This is a genomic window from Microbacterium sp. ANT_H45B (genome assembly GCF_008369345.1).
Taxonomy (GTDB): Bacteria; Actinomycetota; Actinomycetes; order Actinomycetales; family Microbacteriaceae; genus Microbacterium.
Genome location: NZ_VOBK01000002.1, coordinates 676,014 through 699,147 on the forward strand (window position 1 = coordinate 676,014; position 23,134 = coordinate 699,147).

The window sequence follows — 23,134 nt, forward strand, 5'->3', positions numbered from 1 at the left end:
AGGGATGAACCGCACGACGACACTTCTCCTCACCGCGCTGGCGCCTCTCTCCTGGGGCAGCACCTACCTGGTGACGACTGCTCTCCTCCCCGCGGGTCATCCACTTCTGGCGGGTCTGCTGAGATCCCTCCCCGCGGGCCTCATCGCTCTCGCGATAGGAGGGACGCTGCCGCGGCGGGGCTGGTGGGCCAAAGCGCTGATCCTGGGCATCCTCAATATCGGCGCCTTCTTCGCGCTCCTGTTCCTCGCGGCCGAGCGCCTGCCCGGAGGTGTCGCGGCCGCCGTCTCCGGCGTGCAGCCGCTGATCATCCTCGCGTTGGGTGCCCTGGTCGTACAGGAGCGCATCCGCCCGACGACGGCGACCGCCGCCGTGGTGGGCGCGGGCGGCGTGGCTCTGATCGTGCTCGGTCCGGCGGCATCGCTCGACCTGCTCGGCGTGCTCGCGGCGATCGGGGGCGTGACCGCGACCGCGCTCGGAATGGTCCTCACCAAGCGCTGGGGTCGGCCGTCCGGCGTCGGACCGGTCGCGTATGCGGGCTGGCAGCTGACCGCAGGCGGGCTCTTCCTGCTGCCGCTCACCCTCATGTTCGAAGGTCTCCCCCCGGCGATCGACGGCACCGCGGCCCTCGGCTACCTGTGGCTCGGGAGCGTCGGCGGCCTGCTCGCGTACACGCTCTGGTTCCGCGGCATCCAGCAGCTGCCCGTGATCGCACCGGGGTTGCTCGCGCTGCTCTCCCCCGTGGTCGCAGCGATTCTGGGCACACTGGTCGCCGGAGAGAGGTTCACGCCTGTGCAGACGGTCGGCCTCGCGCTGGTCCTGCTGGCTCTCGTCGCGGGACAGCTCGGAGCACTGCGCCGCCCGCGCGCCTGAGCGTCAGCCCTTGCCGAACAGCTTCTGGATCTCGGCGAGGTCGGCTTCGCTGGGCGCCTTCGCACCACCGAGGCCGAAGCCCGATCCCGTCGGGGTCGAGGACGGTGCGATCCCGGCGTTCTCGGCGGCGCGCTTCGCGGGATTGCCCGAGCGGGATGTTGCCGCGGACTTGCCCTTCTTGCCGCGCTTCGACGATGCTCCCGGCTTGCCCATCCCGGGCATCGATCCCATCCCCGGGATGTTCGGGGTGCCGCCGCGGGCGACGGTCTTCATCATCTTGGCCGCCTGGTCGAAGCGCTGCACGAGCTGGTTGACGTCCGTGACCGTCATCCCTGAACCGCGCGCGATGCGCAGTCGACGAGATCCGTTCAGCACCTTCGGGTTGCGGCGCTCGCCGGGCGTCATCGACCGGATGATGGCCTCGGTGCGATCGATCTCACGCTCATCGAAGTCGTCGAGCTGCTGCTTCATCTGCCCCATGCCGGGGAGCATCCCCAGCATCTTCTTCATCGATCCCATCTTCTTCATCTGCTGAAGCTGGTCGAGGAAGTCTTCGAGGGTGAACTGCTCGGTGGCGAGCTTCTCGGCCATCTTGACGGCCTCTTCCTCATCGAAGGCCTGCTGGGCCTGCTCGATGAGGGTGAGGATGTCGCCGAGGTCGAGGATGCGACTCGCCATACGGTCCGGGTAGAAGGGCTCGAGGTCTTCGAGTCGCTCGCCGGTCGACGCGAAGATGATCGGGCGCCCGGTCACCGAGGCGACGGAGAGCGCTGCGCCACCGCGCGCGTCACCGTCGAGCTTGGACAGCACGACGCCGGTGAAGTCCACGCCCTCCTGGAAGGCCTTCGCGGTGTTGACGGCATCCTGACCGATCATGGCGTCGATGACGAAGAGGACCTCGTCGGGATCCGTGGCCTTGCGGATGTCCGAGGCCTGCTTCATCAGCTCGGCATCGACGCCGAGACGACCGGCGGTGTCGATGATGACGACGTCGTGCTGGTGGCGACGCGCGTGCTCGACGCCGTCGCGTGACACACGCACCGGGTCACCGACGCCGTTGCCGGGTTCGGGGGCGTAGATCGTCGCGCCCGCCTGCTCGGCCACGACCTGCAGCTGATTGACGGCGTTCGGACGCTGGAGGTCGGCGGCGACGAGCAGAGGCGTGTGCCCCTCCCCCTCGAGCTGCTTCGCGAGCTTGCCGGCGAAGGTCGTCTTTCCCGAGCCCTGCAGTCCCGCGAGCATGATCACGGTCGGCGCGGTCTTGGCGAACCGCAGGCGGCGCTGCTCGCCACCGAGGATCTGGACCAGCTCCTCATTGACGATCTGCACGACCTGCTGCGCCGGGTTGAGGGCCTTGTTGACCTCATCGCCCAGTGCCCGCTCACGCACCTTCGCGGTGAACTCCTTGACGACGACGAGTGCGACGTCGGCATCGAGCAGTGCGCGACGGATCTCGCGCACGGTGCCGTCGACGTCGGCCGCCGTGAGCTTTCCCTTCGTGCGCAGATTGCGGAAGGTCTCGGTGAGCCGATCGGAGAGCGTGCCAAAGGTAGCCATGGTGACACCGAGTTTACGCGACTCGCAGACACATCACGGCGCGGGATGCGCGCGAACGCGGTCAGCGCGTCGAAGCCCGCCAGGGCAGTGCGTCGACGGCCCGCACCGCGTCGTCGAACCTCTCCGAGACGGTGCCCCGACCGGCCCCGCTCTCCGCCCAGGCCCGCACCGCTGCGAGGACGGCCGCCGACCAGGTCGCAGCGACGATGTCGGCGGAGACCGGAGTGACGCCGGATCGCAGTGCGAGGTCACGCAGCGCCGCAGACAGCCGTGCCTGGCGCACCGCCGCATCCTGCACCAACTCGTCGTCGAGCCCCATCGCCGAGGCGTTCGTCATCGCGAGAGCGAGACTGTCGGGTGCGAAGTCCGCGACCAGCGTCGTGAGGATGCGCCTGACCTCGCTTCCCTGACGATCCTGCGGCACGGCGCTCAGGTCCTCGACGGCTCCGGCGATCCGGTCGTCCAAGCCCGACCACAGCACGTCGCTCTTCGAGGAGAAGTAGTTGAAGAAGCTCGACCGGCTCACTCCCGCCCGCTGGGTGATGTCGGCGACGGACGTCGCGTCGTAGCCGCGCTCGAGGAAGAGCTCACAGGCGGCATCGGCCAGCGTCTCGCGGGACGAGGCCCTCGGGCGTCCGGCGCGGCTCGAGCTGATCATGCTCACACGCTACCGCGCTCCGCGTCGCCGCGACGCGGATCGCAGTGAGGGGTATTGTTAGACGCAATCCATCTATCCCGAGTGGGAGTGACATGACCACGCTCGACATCCTGACTCCGCGCCTCGCGCCCGACTACGTCCCCTATCCCGAGGGATGGGATCTGCAGCGCCGCGTGCATGCCGACGTGGTCGCGGGCGATCGCCCCGACACCCTGATCCTGCTGGAGCACGAGGCCGTGTACACGGCGGGGAAGCGCACGGAACCGCAGGAGAGACCTCACGACGGCACGCCCGTCATCGATGTCGACCGAGGAGGGAAGATCACCTGGCACGGTCCGGGGCAGCTCGTGGGATATCCGATCGTCCGTCTTCCCGAGCCGATGGACGTGGTCGCCCATGTCCGCCGCCTCGAGCGCCTGCTGATCGACGTGCTCCGTCCGCTCGGAGTCGACGGGTATCAGGTCGACGGCCGCAGCGGCGTCTGGGTGCGTCGCCCCCTCTCGGAGGACAAGGTCGCCGCGATCGGCGTGCGCGTGCAGCAGGGCGTCACCATGCACGGCTTCGCGATCAACTGCGACAACAGCCTCGCCGGCTTCGGGGGCATCATCCCCTGCGGCATCACCGACGCAGGCGTCACGACGGTGAGCGAGGTCGTCGGAGCGGACATCTCCCCCGCCGACGTCATCGACGCGGTGTCCACCGCCTTCCTCGCCGAGTACTCGACCCCCCACCACGCAGGAGTTCCCGCATGACCGCCGCACCCGAGGGACGCAAGCTCCTCCGCCTCGAGATCCGCAATGCGGAGACCCCGATCGAGCGCAAGCCCGAGTGGATCAAGACCAAGGCGAAGATGGGACCCGAGTACACGGCTCTGCATTCGCTGGTGAAGAGCGAAGACCTGCACACGGTGTGCCAGGAGGCCGGCTGCCCCAACATCTTCGAGTGCTGGGAGGATCGGGAGGCGACGTTCCTCATCGGCGGTTCGCAGTGCACGAGACGCTGCGACTTCTGCCAGATCGACACGGGGAAGCCGGATGCCTACGACACCGACGAGCCCCGCCGCGTCGCCGAGAGCGTCGCGCGTATGAACCTCCGCTACGCCACCGTGACGAGCGTGGCCCGCGACGACCTCCCCGACACGGGCGCATGGCTCAACGCCGAGACCGTCCGCAGGATCCACGAGCTCAACCCGAACACCGGTGTCGAGCTGCTCGCCAACGAGCACAATGCCGATCCCGCATTCCTCGGCCAGATCTTCGACGCGCGTCCCGAGGTGTTCGCGCACAATGTCGAGACGGTGCCCCGCATCTTCAAGCGCATCCGTCCGGCGTTCCGTTACGAGCGCTCCCTCGACGTCCTCACGCAGGGACGCAACGCGGGCCTGATCACCAAGTCCAATCTCATCCTCGGCATGGGCGAGGAGCCGGAGGAGGTGGTTCAGGCGCTGCACGACCTGCATGACGCCGGGTGCGACATCATCACCATCACGCAGTACCTGCGCCCGTCGCCCCGGCACCTGCCGGTGTCCCGCTGGGTCAAGCCCGCCGAGTTCGTGGAGTTCAAGGAGGAAGCGGAGCGGATCGGGTTCCTCGGCGTGCTCGCGGGTCCGCTGGTGCGCTCGTCGTACCGCGCGGGCCGCCTGTGGGCTCAGTCGATGGTGTCGAAGGGACGGGAGATCCCCCCGCACCTCGCGCACATCGCAGAGAGCGCCGACCTCGGGTTCGCTCAGGCCGTCTGAGCACCGGCGTCCGCCATACGGAGTCCCGCCGGTGCCGACCTCTCAGTCGGCGCTCATCACCGACTGCACGCTGCCGTCGGAACCGAGGTTCACGAGCAGCACGTCGTCGGTGGTGCCGGCGTCGAGTGCGTACTCGAGCACCGCGAACGGCTCGGATCCCCCGTGCTCGTCAGCCAGGATCGTCATGCTCATCAACCGCAGCGAGCGGATGATGTCGACGGCGGCATCGCCGCTCACATCGACCAGCACCTCCTCCAGCTCGTCGCCGTACGCCTCCTGCTGCTGCAGGATGTACTCGGTCACCTCGCTGGTGCGATCGTCGACCTCTGCGAGCATCCCGCGGCGGGAGGTGTCATCGACGCTCTCCAGCCCGGCGATCAGCGATGCCGCGATGTCCAGGGCGTCGGTGGAGACGTCGTCCTGATCGGGGGCCGTGAGATCGACGGTGACGCTCTGGTCGCCGAGCTCCACGGTCTCCGACCAGAAGATCGAGCCGTCGGGTCCTGACGACAGGAGTCCGAAGTAGTCGTGTTCGATCGCCATAACGCTATGAAACCAGCCTCGTGCTCGCGGCGGTAGTCCCGTCGTCAGCCGACGAGCGACTGGACGAAGACATGGGGGGTGAATCCGGTGAGGTCGTCGATTCCCTCGCCCTGTCCGAGGAGCTTGACCGGGATGCCGGTGCGCTCCTGGACGGCGAGGACGAAGCCCGCTTTGGCGGAGCCGTCGAGCTTCGTGAGGACGAGTCCCGTCACCCCCGCGTGCTCGAGGAACGCCTCGGCCTGCATGACGCCGTTCTGCCCGGTGGTGGCGTCGAGGACGAGCAGGACCTCGCTGATCGGAGCCTGCTTCTCGATCACCCGACGGATCTTGGTGAGCTCGTCCATCAGTCCACCCTTGGTGTGCAGCCGACCGGCAGTGTCGATGATCGCGATCTCGATGCCTTCGCGCTTGGCGTACTCGATGGTCTGGAACGCGACGGATGCCGGATCCTGCCCCTCCTGCTGCGGGCGCACGATAGCCGCGCCGCCACGCTGAGCCCAGGTGGCGAGCTGATCGACCGCGGCCGCGCGGAACGTGTCCGCAGCGCCGACGACCACGCTGCGCTGGAATCCGCGGAGGAACTTGGTGAACTTTCCGATGGTCGTGGTCTTGCCGACCCCGTTCACTCCGACGACGAGCACCACGGCCGGGCGTTCGGTGAGCTTCAGCGTCGTATCGAACTTCGCGAAATGCTCCTCGAGAGTCTCACGGAGCATGCGCTGCAGATCCTGTGGATCGGTCGTGCGGAAGCGCTCGACCTTCTCGCGCAGCTCGTCGACGACGCGCTCGCTGATGTCCGGGCCGAAGTCGGCCGTGATCAGGGCCGTCTCGAGGTCCTCCCACGTCGTCTCATCGATCGTGGGCTTGACGAACATCCCGCGCAGTGCTCGGGTGAGGGACCAGGACTTCTCCGCCATGGGTCCAGCCTACGGGTACCATCCTGAGATGCCTCCCGAACACGTGTTCGTCCATGGCGCCGGACGGCGTGGCACGGACGCATGGCCGAGGATCGACGCCGCGGACGGCGACTTCGTCTCGTTCACCCCCGACAGCGCGATCTCCACGCAGGTGAGCGAGCTCCTGTCGACACGAGCGCACGCTCGAACGCTCTTCGTCGCTCACTCCATCGGCGCGGTGCCGACCGTGCTCGCCGCAGCTCACCTCGACGTGGCCGGGATGGTCCTCGTCGAGCCGGCCCTGTACGACATCTCCCGCGGGCACGCATCCGTCGAACGCCACATCGCGATCGTCACCGAGGCTCGGGCACTGGCCGCAGCCGGTGATCTCCGTGGATTCTGGATGATGCTGCGCCCCGCCATGTTCGGAGGGTCCTTCCGGCCCGAGCAGTGGGACGCCGAGCAGGCCCTCGCCCAGCGCTGGGCTCGGACAGCTCTTCCCTGGGGCCACGGAGTGCGCGAGCGGATGCTGCACGGCATCCCGACCCTGGTCGTGACCGGTGGCTGGAACGACGAGTACGAGCAGATCGCCGCCGACCTCACGCGTGGAGGTGCCGCCCACGAGATCCTGAGCGGTCACGGGCACAGACCGCAGGATGCCCCGGGCTTCCGCGAACTCGTGAGCAGTTTCACTGCAGATCTCCGCGCCTGACGATCCCCCACACCGGCTCCGGCCGCGCCCTGAGCACAACTTCGGATGACGGAGGCGGCGCGCCCGCTATCCGAATCTCCGGCCGGCGTGGCGCGACACGGCATCCGAATCCGTACCCGGGCGGGGCGAATCCACGCCCGAGCGGCAGGCGGAGGTGTGAAGCGGCGTGTCGACCTGAGGATGCCGCGTCAGCCGGCGGCGCGGTCTCCGACACGCTGTCCGACGACGGCGGAGACGCCGTCCTGGCGCATCGAGACGCCGTAGAGCGCATCCGCGATCTCCATCGTGCGCTTCTGGTGCGTGATGACCAGGAGCTGCGAGCTCTCGCGAAGCTGTTCGAACACCGTCAGGAGCCGACCGAGGTTCGCGTCGTCGAGAGCCGCCTCGACCTCGTCGAGGATGTAGAACGGGCTCGGCCGCGCTTTGAAGATGGCGACCAGCAGCGCCACCGCCGCGAGCGAGCGCTCACCACCGGAGAGCAGCGACAGCCGCTCGATCTTCTTGCCGACAGGTCGCACAGAGACCTCGATGCCGGTGGTCAGCATGTTGTCGGGATCGGTGAGCGAGATACTGCCGGAACCACCGGGGAAGAGCAGCGGGAACACTTCGCCGAATGCCCGTTTGGTGTCCTCGAAGGCGCTCGCGAAGATGATCTGCATGCGCTCGTCGAGGTCGGCGATGATGGTCAGCAGGTCCTGGCGGGTCTGGGTCAGATCTGCCAGCTGCTCGGTGAGGAAGGCGTGCCGCTGCTCGAGGGCCGCGAACTCCTCCAGCGCGAGCGGATTGACGCGACCGAGCTGGGCGAGCTTGCGTTCCGCGTCGGCGAGTCGACGCTGCTGGATGCGGCGATCGAACGGGATCGCCGAGTCGTCCGCGTGGTCCTCATCGCTCGGCGCGGCGCCGGGGTCGCGAGGAACGAGCTGGTCCGGACCATATTCCGTAACGAGAATATCTTCGTCGAGCGCGAGCTCCGAGGCGACGCGCTCCAGGAGGCTGTTGAGGTGGAGCTTCTTCTCGTGGATCTGCAGTTCGAGTCCGTGCACGCTCTCGGTGAGCCCGGCGAGACGCTCGCGCAGCGACGACTCCTGCGCACGCAGCGCGGTGAGCTCCTCGTTCTGCGCCGATCGCGCAGCCTCCGCCTCCGCCAGCACGACTCGCGCCTCGGTGACGGAACGATCTATCGAATCCAGGATCCGCGGCAGCTCCGATGCGACACCGGCGGCGGCTTCGCGCTGCGCCCTCCTGATGACCGCACGGCGGGCGGCCTCGGCCGCGGCATCCCGCTCCTGTTCGCGCTGTCGCTCCAGACTCGCGACCCGCGACTGCGCCGAGCGCACGCGCTCTCGCAGCGTCTCGATGTCGAGTCGCGCCCGCACCTCGGCCTCCCGGGCGAGTTCGAGCGTCTCCAGAAGTCCGTCGCGAGCGGATGCATCGAGCACAGGGCGCGGCGCCGATACCGCAGCCTCCAACTCGGCCTTCGTGGACTCCGCCTTCGCCGCGGCGTCTTCGACAGCCGTCTGCGCCTGCTCCATACCGGCCTCGAGGCGCTCGCACTCGGCGACCGCCGACTCATGCGTGACCGTGATGCGGTTCACCTGCTCGGCGTGGCTGGCGAGCGCTGCGTCGTGCTCGCGCAGAGCCCGCAGCGCGTCCTTGGCGTGTCGACGAGAGACCTCGACGGTCTCGTTCGCCTCCTCGCGCGCCTCGCGCAGAGTGTCGACGATCACCTGCACCTCAGCGAGCCGCTCGTTCGCGGCATCACGCTCAGCCGCGAGCTCGAGTCTCGATCGCTCGCCACCCGACCCTGTGCGCAGAGTCTGCGCGGTGACGACATCGCCTCCGGTGGTGACGATCGTCGTGGTGGTGTCTCCGGTGGCATCGAGTGCGGCGCGGGCGCCGCGAGCCGCGTCCAGCCCGTCGGCGATCAGCACGTGCGAGAGGATGCCGAGCACCCCCTCAGGTGCGGTGACCGTGTCGACCGCGGGAGTCACGCCATCGATCTCGGGGAGCTGGACCACAGGCCTCGGAGCATCGGCGACCACGAAGTCGACCACTCCCCTGCGCTGTGTGGCCGCATCGTGGGCGAGGGAGAACGCGTCGGCGGAATCGCCGACCAGCACCCCCTCGGCGAGCGGGCCGAGGACCGCGGCGATGGCCGCTTCGAATCCGGCTCTGACCTGCACGGAATCGCCGACCAGACCACGGATGCCGCGACCGCCGGCCTTGACGATCTCCGCCGCGCCGCCGGAGATGGCCAATGCGCTGCCGAGTGCGGCGGACTTCGCGGTGAGCGCGTCGACTTCGCGCTCCGCCGCGTGCAGCCGCTCCCGCAATGCCTCGCGCTCGGTCTCCGCAGCCGTCGCAGCGCGCTGCGCGGTCTCGTATGCGGCTGAGTGCTCGGCCGCCGTCCCCTCGGGTGCCTCGGTGTCGTCGATCGCCTCGAGCGCCTCCGCGGCCTCGCGTCGCCGGTTCTCGGCGGCCTCGAGCGCGTTCTGCTGGCGGAGCACCGCGCCGCGCACAGCTGCCAGAGCCGATGCCGCAGCATCCGCCGTGCCCCGCAGAGAGCTGATGCGCATGTCGTAGGCCGAGACCAGAGCGCTCTGCTCGGCGATGTCGACGTCGAGGGTGTCGAGTTCGGCCCGCGCCAGCATGACCTCCCTGCTCGCCGCCGTCGCCGATTCCTGGGCATCGCCGAGTCCGGCCGAGATCTCGGTGATCTCGTCCTTCGCCTCATCGATCGTGCTCTGCGTCACGGTGACCGAGGTCACGGCCGCATCGTCCTCCTCGGAACCGAGGAGCGCGAGTCGCTGATTCGCGAGGGTGTACAGCCCTCGCATCCGCTCCTGAACCTGTTCGAGCCCGAAGGCGACCCCGCGTGCCTGGTCGACCGCGACGGAGTTCTGGTCCTGTTCGAGCCGCGCGATGCCGGCTCGAACGGCCTCGGCCTGATCCGAGAGCACCAGACGCTCGGTGTGACGCTCGTGCTCCGTGCGGGTGTGGTCTGCCAGAGCGGTCCGGAGCGCGACGACGTCGTCGGCGAAGATACGGGCTTTGGCGTCGCGGACCACGGCGGCGATCGTCGCAGCTTCTCTGGCCACCTCGGCCTGGCGCCCGAGCGGCTTCAGCTGGCGGCGGATCTCCCCCGCGAGGTCGCTGAGGCGTGTGAGGTTCGTCTCCATCGCATCGAGCTTGCGGAGCGTCTTCTCCTTGCGCCGCCGGTGCTTGAGAATGCCTGCGGCTTCTTCGATGAAGCCGCGTCGGTCCTCGGGGGACGCCTGCAGCACGGTGTCGAGACGACCCTGGCCGACGATGACGTGCATCTCGCGCCCGAGCCCGGAGTCGCTGAGCAGTTCCTGCAGGTCGAGCAGGCGACAGGTCTCCCCGTTGATGGCGTATTCGCTCGAGCCGCTGCGGAACAGGGTCCTGCTGATCGTCACCTCTGCGAACTCGATGGGCAGCGCGCCGTCGCTGTTGTCGATCGTGAGCTGCACCTCGGCACGCCCCAGCGGCCCCCTCGTCGAGGTCCCGGCGAAGATGACGTCCTCCATCTTGCCGCCACGCAGGGTCTTGGCCCCCTGTTCGCCCATGACCCAGGCGAGGGCGTCGACGACGTTGGACTTGCCGGATCCGTTGGGCCCGACGATGCAGGTGACACCCGGTTCGAAGACGAAGCTCGTGGGCTGCGCGAAGGACTTGAACCCCTTGAGGGTCAGGCTCTTCAGATGCATGCGCGTACCGCGCTTCGGGGGTGGATCACGCCCATACGCTACCGGAATCACGCGGCAGGACAGGCATCCCGCGCTGGCCGTCGGTGAACTCGATGCCCTCGCGACACGCCGACCGGACACGCCTGTGCTTGACGGACACGCCCGGGTGTCGCTACCGTAACCTGCGGATCGCCACACGAAAGGAGGTTACCGATGATGATCACAATCACTGCACAGGCCACTGGCCTCGCCGCGCCGTTCGCGCCGCGTCTCGCGCATTCGGTAGCCGCCGGCGTCCACACCAGCTCTCTCTCGTAGAGCCGAGGACCCCGCGCGGCGCCATCCGCTGCGCACCGCCCGTCTCGGGCATCCTCTGACGCGTGTCCGCACGCCCACCCTCTGCTCTGCCTCGGAGCACGGATCCCCGCCGCATCCGGCGGTCGCGCCTTCGGCGCGACCCGGATCGCGCACCGCTGCACCGCGCCCCCGCTCCGCGTCGACGGCGCCCGTGCTGCTCCCCGCACCACACACACTCGAAGGACCATCGTGAACACGACGTTGCACCGCAACCTCACCCACCCGCCCGATACCGAGGACCAGCTGGTCCTCCATCTCCCCGCTCCCGACGAGCTGCGTCGTCTCGCGCTCGCGGATCGTCTGTCACTGCGGATCGGCCTCTGGCTGCTCCAGCGGGCGCAGCGACCGCGTCGCGAGCGGCGTGTCGCACCGCCCGCGGCGTACGACTCGCTGCATCTCGACCGCCGGGAACGACCCCCCGCCGAATCGTTCGCCCTGCTCACCTACGACCTGCAGCGTCAGCTGCGATGACCTGGAGGCCTCAGATGAGCATCTCTCTGATCGAGGACGCGACGCTGCATCCGCTCGTGCTGCCGGCACGGGCGGATGCCGCGGACGCGGCCGAGTTCCGCGAGCTGTCCCGTGTCCGCAACGAGGTGTACCGCGAGTTGACGGGGCGCACCGAGCAGGACCTCACCCCCGAGGCGCTGCTGCCTCTGCTCCGCTCCCGGGCGGAGCGGACCACGGTCGCGTGGATCGTGCGCGACGCCGGCGAGATGGTCGGTCGCGCGGTGGTCGACATCCCTCACGAAGAGGGGTCGAAGGTCGCCATCGCCTCGATCGAACTGCATCCGCGGGTCTGGGGTCGCGGCATCGGGACGGCCGTCCTGCCGCACCTGGAGGCTGTCGTGCGCGCGCACGGTCGCACCGTCATCCAGAACTGGACCGAGCAGCAGGCGAGCGACGGCGCACGGTTGGAGGCGCGCACCGGGTTCGGAAGCGTGCCGGACGACCATGTCGCGCGGTTCCTGCTGCGCCACGGCTTCACCCTCGAGCAGGTGTATCGCGTGAGCCGTCTCGACCTGACGCCGGATGCGCGCGCTCTCGCCGCCTCGCTTCTCGAGGAGGCGAAGGCGCATTCACCGGGCTATCGAGTGCGACAGTGGATGGCGCCCACCCCACCCGAGCACCGGGACGGCTACGCATGGCTCAAGTCGCGTATGTCCACCGACGCCCCGTCGGCGGATCTCGAAGCGGACGAGGAGGCGTGGGATGCGGAGCGCCTGATCGCGGGTGAGGCGCGTCTGGCCGAGATGGGCCAGGAATTCCAGGTCACGGTCGCACAGCACCTCGAGACGGGTGCGCTGGCGGCTTTCACCGAGCTCGGCATCGGCCCCGACCGCACGGGCACGACGCATCAGCACGACACTCTGGTCCTGAAAGAGCACCGTGGCCACCGTCTCGGCCAGCTGGTGAAGTGCGCCGCGATGCTCTCGTGGATCGACATCGCACCGGAGTCGACGGACATCATCACCTACAACGCCGAGGAGAATCGGCCCATGCTCGCCATCAACGAGGCCATGGGCTTCACAGCCATCGCCTATGAGGGCGCCTGGAAGAAAGACCTGACATGACCACCATCGAGATCGCACCGACCATCTCCCCTCTGACCGTTCCGAGCTCGCTCGATGACGAGGATGCCGCGGACTTCCGCGCCTATGCGGACCTGAACCGGCAGATCTGCGACGAGAGCGTCGGTCTCCCGGATCTCGCCCCTGACGCCGCTCAGCTGCTGGCCGGGTGGCAGGACGGGACCGACACCCTCCACACGGGTTTCGTCGCGCGGCGCGGAGACGAGATCGTCGGCATGATCACGATCGACTACGCCCAGGAGGAGGACGCGCACGCCGCGGAGGTCGACCTGATGGTGCCCGAGCGGTACTGGGGGCAGGGGGTCGAAGACGCCCTGCTCTCGCTGGCCGAGACCGAGGCACGCGCCCACGGTCGCTCGCTGGTGCAGATCTGGTCGCTGCACCGCCCCCTCGAGAAGGAGCGCATGCTCGCGCCGCGCACCGGGTGGGGGCGCATCCCGGCGATCCCCCTGTCCGACCTGCTGGAGGCACACGGATACGAACTCGAGCAGGTCGAGCGCAACAGTGAGTTCGACCTCCGCGCGGACCCGGCGCCCCTGCACGCGGCGAGGCTGGCCGCGGAGTCGGCCGCCGGTCAGGATTATCGCGTCCTGCAGTGGATGGCGCCGACTCCCCCGCAGCTCCGCCCCGGGTACGCGGCGATCCTCGCTCGTCTCTCGACGGATGCGCCGAGCGGCGACATGGACTTCGTGGCCGAGGTGTGGGACGCCGACCGGGTGAAGCGCCGGGAGCGACGCCTCACCGGAGCCGGGCAGGCGCTTTCGATCGTGGCCGTGCAGCACATCCCCACGGGCGAGATCGTCGCCTACAACGAGCTGCTCATCGGCGCGGACCGCACCGGAGTGACCCATCAGTTCGGCACACTGGTCTCGAGCGCGCACCGAGGTCACCGTCTGGGCGCACTGGTGAAGACCGTGAACCTCCTGCACTGGCGCGAGGTCATGCCCCGGTCGTCGACGGTCTCGACCTTCAACGCGGAGGAGAACCGTCCGATGCTGAGCATCAACGAAGCCCTCGGCTTCGTCCCGGTCTCGTACTCGGGGGCATGGCAGAAGCGGCTGTGAAGGTCATCCGATCGGTGTACTCGGCGCGAGGCGGATCATCCGCCTGACCGATGCACCGATCGGGTGTCTGCAGCGAGGCTGGACACATGAACAACTCCGTCCTCGACGCGCACGCTCTGACCAAGACCTACGGCGAGACACATGCTCTCGCCGGAGTGGATCTGTCCATCACACGCGGCGAATCCGTCGCGATCATGGGCGCATCCGGCTCGGGTAAATCCACCCTGCTGCACGTGCTCGCCGGCATCATCGTCCCTGACACCGGATCCGTGACGTACCGCCCCGCGACCGGCGCCGCGATCGAGCTGTCCGCTCTCGGCGAGTCCGCACGCTCGCGTCTGAGACGGGAGCGGTTCGGCTTCGTCTTCCAGCAGGGCCTGCTCATCCCCGAGCTCACCGCCGTCGAGAACGTCGCGCTCGCCTCGATGATCAACGGCGTGAAGCGAGCGGATGCCGTGACGCACGCGGCCGCCTGGCTCGCGGCGCTCGGTCTCGCCGGAATGGAGGATCGCCGCATCGGCGAGCTCTCCGGCGGTCAGGCCCAACGCGTCGCGATCGCGCGCGCACAGGCGACCGGCGCCGATCTGGTGTTCGCCGACGAGCCCACCGGCGCCCTGGACTCGCATACCTCGCAGGAGGTGATGGACGCGCTCCTGTGGTCGACGACCGGCCAGGGACGCACCCTGCTCGTCGTCACCCACGACCCTGAGGTCGCCGCACGGTGCTCCCGCATCGTCGCGGTCCGCGATGGCATGGCCGCGTCCTCGGGGGTGTCCGCATGAACCCGAACGTGCTCGCGTTGCTCCTGCGTCCCACGAAGGAGCAGACCGGTGTGGTGGTGCTGCCCATCGTCGCCTTCGGCGTGGTGACCGCCCTCGTGCTCACCGTCGTCGGCGGCGCACAGTCGTTCTGGGGATGGACCGACGACTTCGCCCCGATCTATCAGGCGCTGGCCGCGATCGCTCTCGTACTGCTGGTGGTGCCGCTGACGACCCTCGGCGGCGCCGCGGCCCGACTCTCCGCTCGACGGCGGGACGAGCGGCTCTCCACCCTGCGTCTGCTCGGCGTCACGCCGATGGGTGTGGGGGTCGCCACAGTGATCGAGTCGGTCGTGGTCGCCGCTGCCGGTGCGATCATCGGGGTGCTCGCCTACCTCCTGATCTCACCGCTGATCGGACTGATCCCCTTCCGTGGTGCCTCCCTCGGGCTCGACGCGGTGCTGCTGAACCCGGGGGGCGTCGCAGCGGTCGTCGGCGGCATCCTCGTCGTCGCCGCGGGAAGCTCCGCCCTCGGACTGCGGCGCGTGATCATCTCGCCGCTGGGCGTGCGGTTGCGGGCGACGGCCGCACCCGTGCACTGGATTCGTGCCGTCCTCGGCGTCGCGGCCATCGTGGTCGCATTCGCCGTGGTGAAGGTCTTCCCCACGGTCGCCGGACTCGCCGTCACGATCACCGTGCTCGCGATCACGTTCGCGCTCGCACTCGCGGTGCTCAACGTCATCGGACCATGGGTGCTCAAGATCACCGCATCGCGACACCTGCGTCGAGCGCAGACACCCGAGAGGCTGCTCGCCGCGCGCATGGTGCTCGACGCGCCCAAGGCTGCCTGGCGTCAGGTCAGCGGAATCGCCATGGCCAGCTTCATGGCCGTGTTCGCCGGAACCGGCGTCTCGCTGATCAACGCGATGGGCAGCGAGGCCGCCGCGGCCTCGGACGCCGCGCTCGCCGCCGACATGCGCACGGGGCTCATCATCACACTCGTCGGCTCGTTCCTGATGGTCGCCGCGTCCGTCGGGGTGAACCAGGCGTCCGCTGTTCTCGACCAGAGAGAGCTGCACCAGAGTCTGCACCGACTCGGTGTGCCGGTCTCGACCGTCGACCGTGCCCGTCAGCGTGCGATCATGTCGCCGCTGCTGATCACCGCGCTCGGTTCCGCCCTGTGCGCGGCCGTGCTCGTATTCCCACTGCTCGGCATCGCGCTGATCGTCGCCCCGGAATCCCTGCTCACGATCGGAGGAGTCCTTGCGCTCGGCATCGCGGTGGTGTGGGCCAGCACCCGGGCGACCGCGCCGCTGCTGGGCCGCTCGTTCCGCGCTGTATGACGCCGTGTGCCTCATCCCCCGCAGGACGAGGGCGCAGGTCCGAGGTGCGAGCGAGCGCTCAGCGGCGTCGCTGGCACCTCGGGCAGTAGTGGCTCGAACGGTTCATGAACGCCTCACGGACGATCAGGGTGCCGCATCGGGGGCACGGCTGGCCGCCCCGCCCGTACGCGTTCAGGGAGTGCGCGAAGTAGCCGGCCTGGCCGTTCACGTTCACGTACTGCGAATCGAAGCTCGTCCCGCCCTCGGCGAGTGCCTTCGCCAGCACGATCCTGATCTCGGCGAGCAGCCGCTTCACCGCCGCGGTCGAGATCGCGTCGGCGGGAGTCTCGGGGTGGATGCGCGCCGCCCACAGCGACTCGTCGGCGTAGATGTTCCCCACGCCGCTGATGACCTGCTGGTCGAGCAGCACCCGCTTGACGGCACTGCGGCGGCGTCGCAGCGCGCGCACGAAGTCGGCGTCGTGGAAGAGCGGATCGACGGGGTCCCGCGCGATGTGCACGACCTGGGTGGGGATGCGAGACGGGCCGTCCGGCACCAGACGATCGACGGCGAGCGAGCCGAAGGTGCGCTGGTCGGCGAAGACGATCGCGAGCTCGCCGTGCTGAGGATGCTCGACGAAGATGCGGATCCGCTCATGGCGTTCGGCTGCGGCATCCGGAGCACGCAGGAGCATCTGTCCGCTCATGCCCAGGTGCGCGATCAGTGCATCGTCGTCGGAGTCGAGCGGCAGCCAGAGGAACTTGCCACGCCGCTCGGCTCCGGAGAACGTGCGGCCCTCGAGACGGGACACGAAGTCGGCCGCGCCGGCGAGGTGACGGGTGAGAGCCCTCTCATCGAGGACCGAGACCGCAGTGATCGTCGATCCCGTGGCCGCCGGAGCGAGGCCGGCTCTGACGACTTCTACCTCGGGAAGCTCAGGCACGCTCGTTCAGCAGTCGCCACGCGCTGAGAGCAGCAGCCATCTCGGCGGTCTTCTTGCTGCTGCCCTTGCCGGTCATCGCGACATCGCCGACGACGACGGTCGCGAGGAAGCGACGGTCATGATCGGGACCGCTCGCCTCGACCGAGTACACGGGCGGAGGCGAACCGGCGCGAGCCGCGAGCTCCTGAAGACTCGTCTTCGGGTCCATCGCGGCGCCGTAGCGCTCGGGATCCGCCAGCAGCGGTGCAGTCAGTCGCAGCACGAGCTCGGTCGCGGCGTCGGGCCCTGCTGACAGGTACGTCGCCCCGATCACGGCCTCCATGGTGTCGGCGAGGATCGAGTCCTTGTCGCGTCCGCCGGTCTGCTCCTCGCCCCGACCCAACCGCAGGTGACTGCCGAGCCCGATGGCTCGTGCGACCTCCGCCAGGGCGACGGTCGACACCACGCTGGCGCGCCGCTTGGCGAGCTCCCCCTCGTCGAGCGTGGGGTGCGTGGTGAAGAGCATCACCGTGACGGCCTGGCCGAGAACGGAGTCGCCGAGGAACTCCAGACGCTCATTATGAGGGATGCCCCCATGCTCGTAGGCGTAGGAGCGATGGGTGAGAGCCAACTCCAGAAGCTCCGCGTCGATATCGACGCGGAGCTTCTCTGGGAGAGGTCTCGTCCCCTCAGGGACCTTCGTCACAGTAGTGAAGTCGCGACTCAGACGTCGGCGACCTTGCGACCCTTGTACTCGAGGAACAGCTCGGTGCCCTGCGAGTCGGTGACGACCTTCGCCTGGTGCGGGCGGCTGTAGACGACCTGGCCGTTCTCGATGGTCTTGACGAGCGCGACGGGCGCCGCCTTCCACTGCGCGCGGCGCGAGCGGGTGTTCGAACGGGATACCTTGCGCTTCGGGGGGTTACCAGCCATGACTAGCTCTCTTCTTTCTCGGCGGCACGAGATTCATCCGTGCCGTCTTGGTCTGTGATGTTCTGGAGCGCACTCCATCGAGGATCGATGGGAGCGGCCTGCTCCGTTCCGGTGCTCTCGGTCAGCCTCTCGCCCGTTTCCGGGTCGAGACCCGGGCAATCCGGCTGACACACCGGCTGAAAAGGAAGTGCCAGTACGGCAGCATCCCTGACCAGAGTTTCAAGATCCACGTGGTCGTCTTGAACCTCGAAGTCAGTTTCTTCCTCACCAGGATACGCGAAAAGCTCTTGGAACTCGACTTCGACGGGCCGGGTGATGTCGATGAGGCAGCGACCGCACACACCGGAGTACTCCGCATCGGCGGTTCCGGACACCAGGATACCCTCGTGGACGGACTCCAGACGGACGTCGAGGTCGAGGTCGGACCCGGCCTCGAAGGCCACGATCCCCTCTCCCCAGCCGTCCTTCAGGGTCACCGAGAACTCGTGCTCGCGCATCTCGCCCGGCCTACGGACGATGTCGCGGACGGGCAGGACGAAAGGACCATTCATTCGGGAACGCACCCCGCAATGGTACCGGCTCTCGGGCGGCCGAGGCTGGTTCCGTGCTGAGCGCGACGGCGCCCGGCGATGTCCTAGATGCCGCGGGAGCCGGTGTCGAGGAACGCCGCGACGGCCGGCGGTACGAACGGCGACACGTCGCCGCCGAGACCGGCGACCTGTCTCACCAGCGAGCTCGACACGAGCGCGTGCGCGGGATCGGGCAGCAGGAAGACCGTCTCGATGTCGGCGAGGTGACGGTTCACGATCGCCATGGGCGATTCGTAGGCGACGTCGATCTGCGAACGGATGCCCTTGACCAGCACCCCTGCACCCACGTCACGCGCGTAGTCGACGAGCAGGCCCATGCTCCACGAGCCCACCACGACGTTGTCACCGATGCCCTCGTCGGCAATGGACTGCTCGATCAGCGACATGCGCTGGGCGATCGGGAGCATCGCCTCTTTGCCGGGGTTGTGCACGACCAGCACGTGGAGTTCGTCATACAGCTTCGCCGCGCGACGGATCACATCGAGATGACCCAGGGTCGGCGGATCGAAGGAACCCGGGACGACAGCGATCCGACTGCTCATTCCCCCAGCCTAAAGCACGCGGCGCGGGGGTCAGTTCTTGGCGAGTGCCGCGCGGTCATCGTCGGTCACACGCCGCTCGATCGCCGATCGCAGACCCGAGTTGGCCACGAGATCGGGGTCGACGGCGAGGATGCCCTCGGCGAGCTCCCGCGCCCTGACGATGAGCCCGGAGTCCTTGACGACGCGCAGCAGCTTGAGCGACGAGCGCACACCCGCCTGCGCGGCGCCGAGCACGTCGCCCTCGCCGCGGAGCTCGAGATCCACCTCGGCGAGGGCGAACCCGTCGAGGGTGGCGGCCACCGCATCGACCCGTTCGCGGGCGACCGAGCCGGATTCCGCCTCGGTCACGAGCAGGCAGAGACCGGGAACTCCGCCTCGACCCACGCGGCCACGCAGCTGATGCAGCTGCGACACGCCGAACCGGTCGGCGTCGAGGACGATCATCGTCGACGCGTTCGGCACATCGACGCCGACCTCGATCACGGTGGTCGCCACCAGCAGATCGATCTCTCCGCGGGCGAAGGCCTGCATCACTGCGTCCTTCTCGTCCGAGGGCATGCGTCCGTGCAGCACGGCGCGCCGCACGCTTCCGAGCCGCGGGTGCGTCGCGAGCGCCTCGTCGAGCTGCACCACGCCCCACCGGGGACCTGTGGCCCCCTCCGGTTGCGCGAGCGGCTGCTCGCCGGACTCCGCCGTCTTCTTCGCGGTGTCGATCGCGGCGCAGACCGCGAACACCTGCCGCCCCTGCGCGATCTCCTCGGCAGCCCGGTCCCAGACCCGGTTGAACCACCCCGGGTGCTCCGCGAGCGGTGCGACGAACGACTCGATCCCCGCTCTGCCCTTCGGCATCGTGCGGATCACCGAGGTGTCGAGGTCGCCGAACACCGTCATCGCGACGGTGCGAGGGATGGGCGTCGCCGTGAGCACGAGCGCGTGCGGACTCGATCCCTTCGCGCGGAGCGCCTCGCGCTGCTCCACGCCGAAACGGTGCTGCTCGTCGACGACGACCAGACCGAGATCCGCGAAGGTCGTCTTCTCACCGAGCAGGGCATGCGTGCCGACCACGATCAGCGCCTGACCCGACGCCACCCGCAGTGCCGCCTTGCGGCGCTCCGCCGCCGGCATCTGCCCGGTCAGCAGCGTCGGCATGACCGACGGCGCGAGCTGGGGTCCGAGCATCTTGGCGATCGAGCGCAGGTGCTGCCCGGCGAGCACTTCGGTCGGTGCGATGAGCGCCGCCTGACCACCGGACTCGGCGACCTGGAGCATCGCGCGCAGCGCCACTAGCGTCTTTCCCGAGCCCACCTCGCCCTGCACCAGCCGGTTCATCGGCCAGGAGCCGACGAGGTCGTCGGCGACCTGCGCTCCCACCGTCTGCTGATCGGGGGTGAGGTCGTAGGGCAGGGATGCGTCGAATCGCTCGAGCAGCCCTCCGGGCCTGGCAGGTCGAGCCGTCGCCGAGAGCGACCGCACCGCATCGCGCTGCTGCAGCAGCGCGGTCTGCAGCGTCAGCGCCTCGTGCATGCGCAGGGTGCGCACCGCGGGGTCGATGTCGTTGCGCGTCTTGGGGCGGTGGATCAGTTCGAGCGCCTCGCGAGCCGTCAGCAGCTCCTCCCGCGCCCGCACGTCGTCGGCGAGCGGTTCGGGGACGTCATCGACCGCATCGAGGACACGAGCCACGAACTTCGCGATCTGCCAGGTCTGCAGGGTCGAGGTCGCCGGATAGATCGGGATGAGCACCGCTGCTCTGGCATCGGCGCGGCGCCGCGCGGCGTCTTCATCGTCGAAGAGCTCGTATTCCGGATGCGCGAACTGCGTCATGCCGTTGAACTCGCCCACCTTGCCGGAGAACACGCCACGGCGCCCGACCGCGAGGTCGTCGGAGCGCCATTTCGCCGCCGCCAGGTTCTTCGCGAAGAAGGTCAGCGACATCTTGCCGATGCCGTCGCCGATGACCACGTCGACCATCGCTCCCCGACGGTTGCGCATGGCCCGTGCACTCGAGGACAGCACCTCGGCGACGATCGTCACGGTCTCACCGATCGGGAGTTCCCGGATCGGCGTGAGCTCGCCGGGGTCGGCATACCGTCGCGGATAGTGCGAGAGCAGGTCGCCGACCGTCTTCATGCCGAATGCACGACCGAGGGTCTTCGCCGGTGTCGCGCCGAGCGCGTCCTCCAGCGACGAATCGAGCGTGAGCGACATGCTCCGAGTCTAGGAGGCGGCGCCGACACGACGCGCACCGCGGCTGTCGTATCGTGATCAGGTGACGAGGATCATCGCGGGCAGGGCGGGAGGCGCGCGACTCGACGTGCCCTCGTCGGGAACACGACCGACCAGCGACCGCGTGCGGGAGTCGCTCTTCGGCGGTCTCGACTCGGCCGACGTCATCATCGGCGCACGCGTGCTCGATCTCTACGCCGGCTCCGGGGCGCTGGGACTGGAGACCCTCAGCCGTGGAGCCGCGAGCGCCGACCTCGTCGAGCAGGGCCGGACGGCGGCGGGGCTCATCCGACGGAACGCCGCGACGGTCGCCAAAGCGGGACTCCCCTCGGCCCGCGTGCACCAGAGCAGCGTCCGGGCGTTCCTGCAGCGCGCGACGGGCCCATACGATCTCGTCTTCTCCGACCCTCCCTACGACCTCGACGACGCGGCGATGACCGCCGACCTCGTGGGTCTGGCGCCGCTGCTCGCACCCGACGCGCTGGTGATCGTCGAACGGGCCCGCCGTTCCACGCCGCCGGACCTCGACGCCGCCGGGCTCGAGCTCATCCGCGAGAAGTCGTACGGCGACACCACCCTGTGGTGGGCGCAGCCGGCGGCCCGCGCGGACGCCGCTCAGCCCGACGCCGAGTCCCAGTCTCGGTAGGGATCCCAGCCCGAGACGTCGACAGGGGCGTCGTCGACCAGCAGGTCGTGATCGCCACGCGCACGCACCTCGCCGATGATGCGGAATCCCGCGGGCAGCGCCCCCGGTGGGAACGCGGCCAGCAGGGCATGATCCTCTCCGCCCGCGAGCGCACGCAGAGGATCGTCGCCGAGGGTCGCCGCGTCGAGGGCGATCGTCACCTCGGATGCCGCCGCCATCCGTCGCGCGTCGAGGGCGAGACCGTCCGAGACGTCCATCATCGCGGTGGCGCCGGCGGTCGCCGCGAACGGACCGAGCCCGATCGGCGGGGTCGGCCGGAGCTGCGCCTGCAGCGCCGCTCTCTCTCCGGAGCGGAGGACCGACACGTCGACGGGCACCGGCACCCCCGTGCCCGCCTCGCGGAACCTGCCGAACAGGACCGACAGTCCGCGTGCGGCGTGGCCGAGCTCCCCCGCGATCGCGACGATGTCCCCGATCCGCGCGCCCGCTCTCGTCACCGGCGCACGTCCCTCGAGGTCGCCGAGCGCGGTCACCGCGACCGTGAGCACGTCGGAGACGGTCAGGTCTCCCCCGACCACGGCGCACCCCGGGGCGAGCGCTGCGCAGGCCTCCCGGAAGCCGTCGGCCAGACGCTCCACGAACGACAGCCGCAGGTCGCGTGGGATCGCCAGCGCGACGAGCAGCGCGGTGGGACGGGCTCCCATCGCCGCGACATCGGCGAGGTTGACCGCTGCCGCCTTCCAGCCGAGGTCGTACCCCGACGACCATGCGAGACGGAAGTCCGGGCCGTGCACGAGAGTGTCGGTGGTGGCGACCACAGATCCCGACGGGGCGGCGATGACCGCCGCATCGTCGCCGGGGCCGAGCAGCGTGTGGCTGCCGCGTGCGGTCCGCGACAGGATCGCCCGCAGGATCTCCCCCTCGGAGAGGTCAGCCAGCAGAGGATCGGCGTCGCGAGGTCGGGAGGGCATGGAGTCAAAGGTAGCCTGGACACATGCCCCGATCTCGTCGTCTCGCCGTCGTCGCGGCTTCTGCGGCCCTCGTCGCGGTGCTCTCCGGATGCTCGACCACCGTTCATCTCGAGCCGGCCGACGACGCCGACAACCCCGCCTGCGCAGAGGTGTCGGTGCTCCTTCCCGACGCCGTCGGCGATCTCGACCGCGTGTGGACCGACGCGCAGGCGACCGGCGCCTGGGGTGACCCGACCGTCGTGCTGCGCTGCGGGGTCGAGCCTCCCGCTCCCTCCGCCGAGGTGTGCACCACCATCGGCAACGTCGACTGGCTCGTCCTCGACCAGGAGGAGGAGCGTCAGCGGCTCGTGACCTACGGCCGCGATCCGGCGATAGAGGTCATCATCCGCCGTGGCGAGGAGATCGATTTCCGTACCGTGGTGGAGCGGCTGTCGACCGGCATCCGCGCGGGTCTCGCACCCGCCACGGCACGGTGCACCGACCGCATCCCCACCGACGAACAGAGCGAGCCCGCCCCCGAGGGGTGAGCTCC

The 23,134-nt window shown here is 69.2% G+C and carries 23 protein-coding genes; 11 read left to right on the forward strand and 12 right to left on the reverse strand.

Translation table 11 applies throughout. The annotated features are described in order from the left end of the window. Positions 1 to 4: 4 nt before the first annotated feature. Complete coding sequence (locus FQ142_RS09745; RefSeq protein ID WP_149423126.1) at positions 5 to 871, forward strand: EamA family transporter; 867 nt, start codon at positions 5 to 7, stop codon at positions 869 to 871. Between the two features lie 3 nt (positions 872 to 874). Here FQ142_RS09745 and ffh read toward each other — a convergent pair whose 3' ends face one another. Both ffh and FQ142_RS09755 read right to left on the reverse strand, forming a co-directional pair. Then, entirely contained in the window at positions 875 to 2,428 is a 1,554-nt protein-coding gene (gene ffh, locus FQ142_RS09750; RefSeq protein ID WP_056417131.1) for a signal recognition particle protein, read from the reverse strand. A 61-nt stretch (positions 2,429 to 2,489) separates the two neighbouring features. Beyond that, positions 2,490 to 3,086, reverse strand: coding sequence for a TetR/AcrR family transcriptional regulator (locus FQ142_RS09755; RefSeq protein WP_149423127.1), 597 nt, complete (start codon positions 3,084 to 3,086; stop codon positions 2,490 to 2,492). A gap of 92 nt (positions 3,087 to 3,178) precedes the next feature. Here FQ142_RS09755 and lipB point away from each other — a divergent pair, with 92 nt between their 5' ends. Next, entirely contained in the window at positions 3,179 to 3,838 is a 660-nt protein-coding gene (gene lipB, locus FQ142_RS09760) for a lipoyl(octanoyl) transferase LipB (RefSeq protein ID WP_149423128.1), read from the forward strand. Next, positions 3,835 to 4,824 carry a lipoyl synthase gene (gene lipA / locus FQ142_RS09765; RefSeq protein WP_149423129.1) on the forward strand — a complete coding sequence of 330 codons (990 nt, stop codon included), beginning with the start codon at positions 3,835 to 3,837 and terminating at the stop codon, positions 4,822 to 4,824. Before lipB ends, lipA begins: the two co-directional genes overlap by 4 nt. 42 nt (positions 4,825 to 4,866) lie before the next feature. Here the strand turns inward: lipA and FQ142_RS09770 are convergent, their stop codons facing one another. Continuing rightward, positions 4,867 to 5,367 carry a DUF2004 domain-containing protein gene (locus FQ142_RS09770; RefSeq protein ID WP_056417120.1) on the reverse strand — a complete coding sequence of 167 codons (501 nt, stop codon included), beginning with the start codon at positions 5,365 to 5,367 and terminating at the stop codon, positions 4,867 to 4,869. A 44-nt stretch (positions 5,368 to 5,411) separates the two neighbouring features. Beyond that, positions 5,412 to 6,284 (reverse strand): signal recognition particle-docking protein FtsY, encoded by an 873-nt coding sequence (ftsY, locus tag FQ142_RS09775; RefSeq protein WP_045255238.1) that lies wholly within the window; start codon positions 6,282 to 6,284, stop codon positions 5,412 to 5,414. A 28-nt stretch (positions 6,285 to 6,312) separates the two neighbouring features. Here ftsY and FQ142_RS09780 point away from each other — a divergent pair, with 28 nt between their 5' ends. Next, complete coding sequence (locus tag FQ142_RS09780) at positions 6,313 to 6,975, forward strand: hypothetical protein (RefSeq protein WP_149423130.1); 663 nt, start codon at positions 6,313 to 6,315, stop codon at positions 6,973 to 6,975. A gap of 188 nt (positions 6,976 to 7,163) precedes the next feature. Here FQ142_RS09780 and smc read toward each other — a convergent pair whose 3' ends face one another. Beyond that, positions 7,164 to 10,703 (reverse strand): chromosome segregation protein SMC, encoded by a 3,540-nt coding sequence (smc, locus tag FQ142_RS09785; protein WP_149423131.1) that lies wholly within the window; start codon positions 10,701 to 10,703, stop codon positions 7,164 to 7,166. 525 nt (positions 10,704 to 11,228) lie between these two features. On the opposite strand from smc, the gene FQ142_RS09790 reads away from it, so the two are divergent. The 5 genes from FQ142_RS09790 to FQ142_RS09810 all read left to right on the forward strand — a co-directional run bounded on the left by FQ142_RS09790 (position 11,229) and on the right by FQ142_RS09810 (position 15,796). Next, a complete protein-coding gene (locus FQ142_RS09790) occupies positions 11,229 to 11,510 on the forward strand; it encodes a hypothetical protein (protein ID WP_149423132.1) in 282 nt (93 codons plus the stop codon). Positions 11,511 to 11,524: 14 nt separating this feature from the next. Then, the gene (locus FQ142_RS09795) at positions 11,525 to 12,613 is read left to right on the forward strand and encodes a GNAT family N-acetyltransferase (RefSeq protein WP_149423133.1); all 1,089 of its coding nucleotides are present in this window, start codon (positions 11,525 to 11,527) and stop codon (positions 12,611 to 12,613) included. Further along, a complete protein-coding gene (locus FQ142_RS09800) occupies positions 12,610 to 13,695 on the forward strand; it encodes a GNAT family N-acetyltransferase (protein ID WP_149423134.1) in 1,086 nt (361 codons plus the stop codon). Before FQ142_RS09795 ends, FQ142_RS09800 begins: the two co-directional genes overlap by 4 nt. 86 nt (positions 13,696 to 13,781) lie before the next feature. Next, positions 13,782 to 14,477 carry an ABC transporter ATP-binding protein gene (locus tag FQ142_RS09805; protein ID WP_149423135.1) on the forward strand — a complete coding sequence of 232 codons (696 nt, stop codon included), beginning with the start codon at positions 13,782 to 13,784 and terminating at the stop codon, positions 14,475 to 14,477. Next, entirely contained in the window at positions 14,474 to 15,796 is a 1,323-nt protein-coding gene (locus FQ142_RS09810; RefSeq protein ID WP_149423136.1) for an FtsX-like permease family protein, read from the forward strand. The genes FQ142_RS09805 and FQ142_RS09810 overlap by 4 nt, the downstream gene beginning before the upstream one ends. A gap of 58 nt (positions 15,797 to 15,854) precedes the next feature. Here the strand turns inward: FQ142_RS09810 and mutM are convergent, their stop codons facing one another. The 6 genes from mutM to FQ142_RS09840 all read right to left on the reverse strand — a co-directional run bounded on the left by mutM (position 15,855) and on the right by FQ142_RS09840 (position 20,967). Further along, complete coding sequence (mutM, locus tag FQ142_RS09815) at positions 15,855 to 16,718, reverse strand: bifunctional DNA-formamidopyrimidine glycosylase/DNA-(apurinic or apyrimidinic site) lyase (protein ID WP_149423137.1); 864 nt, start codon at positions 16,716 to 16,718, stop codon at positions 15,855 to 15,857. Next, positions 16,711 to 17,403 carry a ribonuclease III gene (gene rnc / locus FQ142_RS09820; RefSeq protein WP_149423138.1) on the reverse strand — a complete coding sequence of 231 codons (693 nt, stop codon included), beginning with the start codon at positions 17,401 to 17,403 and terminating at the stop codon, positions 16,711 to 16,713. Before rnc ends, mutM begins: the two co-directional genes overlap by 8 nt. A 17-nt stretch (positions 17,404 to 17,420) precedes the next feature. Next, positions 17,421 to 17,630, reverse strand: coding sequence for a 50S ribosomal protein L32 (gene rpmF, locus FQ142_RS09825; RefSeq protein ID WP_017830754.1), 210 nt, complete (start codon positions 17,628 to 17,630; stop codon positions 17,421 to 17,423). A 2-nt stretch (positions 17,631 to 17,632) separates the two neighbouring features. Next, on the reverse strand, positions 17,633 to 18,181 hold the full coding sequence (locus FQ142_RS09830; RefSeq protein WP_056417088.1) for a YceD family protein: 549 nt from the start codon (positions 18,179 to 18,181) through the stop codon (positions 17,633 to 17,635). 83 nt (positions 18,182 to 18,264) lie between these two features. Beyond that, positions 18,265 to 18,762 carry a pantetheine-phosphate adenylyltransferase gene (gene coaD, locus FQ142_RS09835; RefSeq protein ID WP_045255248.1) on the reverse strand — a complete coding sequence of 166 codons (498 nt, stop codon included), beginning with the start codon at positions 18,760 to 18,762 and terminating at the stop codon, positions 18,265 to 18,267. A 30-nt stretch (positions 18,763 to 18,792) separates the two neighbouring features. Next, positions 18,793 to 20,967 (reverse strand): ATP-dependent DNA helicase RecG, encoded by a 2,175-nt coding sequence (locus FQ142_RS09840; RefSeq protein WP_149423139.1) that lies wholly within the window; start codon positions 20,965 to 20,967, stop codon positions 18,793 to 18,795. A gap of 61 nt (positions 20,968 to 21,028) precedes the next feature. Here FQ142_RS09840 and rsmD point away from each other — a divergent pair, with 61 nt between their 5' ends. Beyond that, the gene (gene rsmD / locus FQ142_RS09845) at positions 21,029 to 21,631 is read left to right on the forward strand and encodes a 16S rRNA (guanine(966)-N(2))-methyltransferase RsmD (protein ID WP_149423140.1); all 603 of its coding nucleotides are present in this window, start codon (positions 21,029 to 21,031) and stop codon (positions 21,629 to 21,631) included. Here rsmD and thiL read toward each other — a convergent pair. Then, positions 21,601 to 22,602 (reverse strand): thiamine-phosphate kinase, encoded by a 1,002-nt coding sequence (gene thiL, locus FQ142_RS09850; RefSeq protein WP_149423141.1) that lies wholly within the window; start codon positions 22,600 to 22,602, stop codon positions 21,601 to 21,603. The two genes, rsmD and thiL, sit on opposite strands and share 31 nt — an antisense overlap. 23 nt (positions 22,603 to 22,625) lie before the next feature. Between thiL and FQ142_RS09855 the strand changes: the two genes are divergently transcribed. Then, positions 22,626 to 23,129 carry a DUF3515 family protein gene (locus FQ142_RS09855; RefSeq protein ID WP_149423142.1) on the forward strand — a complete coding sequence of 168 codons (504 nt, stop codon included), beginning with the start codon at positions 22,626 to 22,628 and terminating at the stop codon, positions 23,127 to 23,129. Positions 23,130 to 23,134 lie beyond the last annotated feature (5 nt).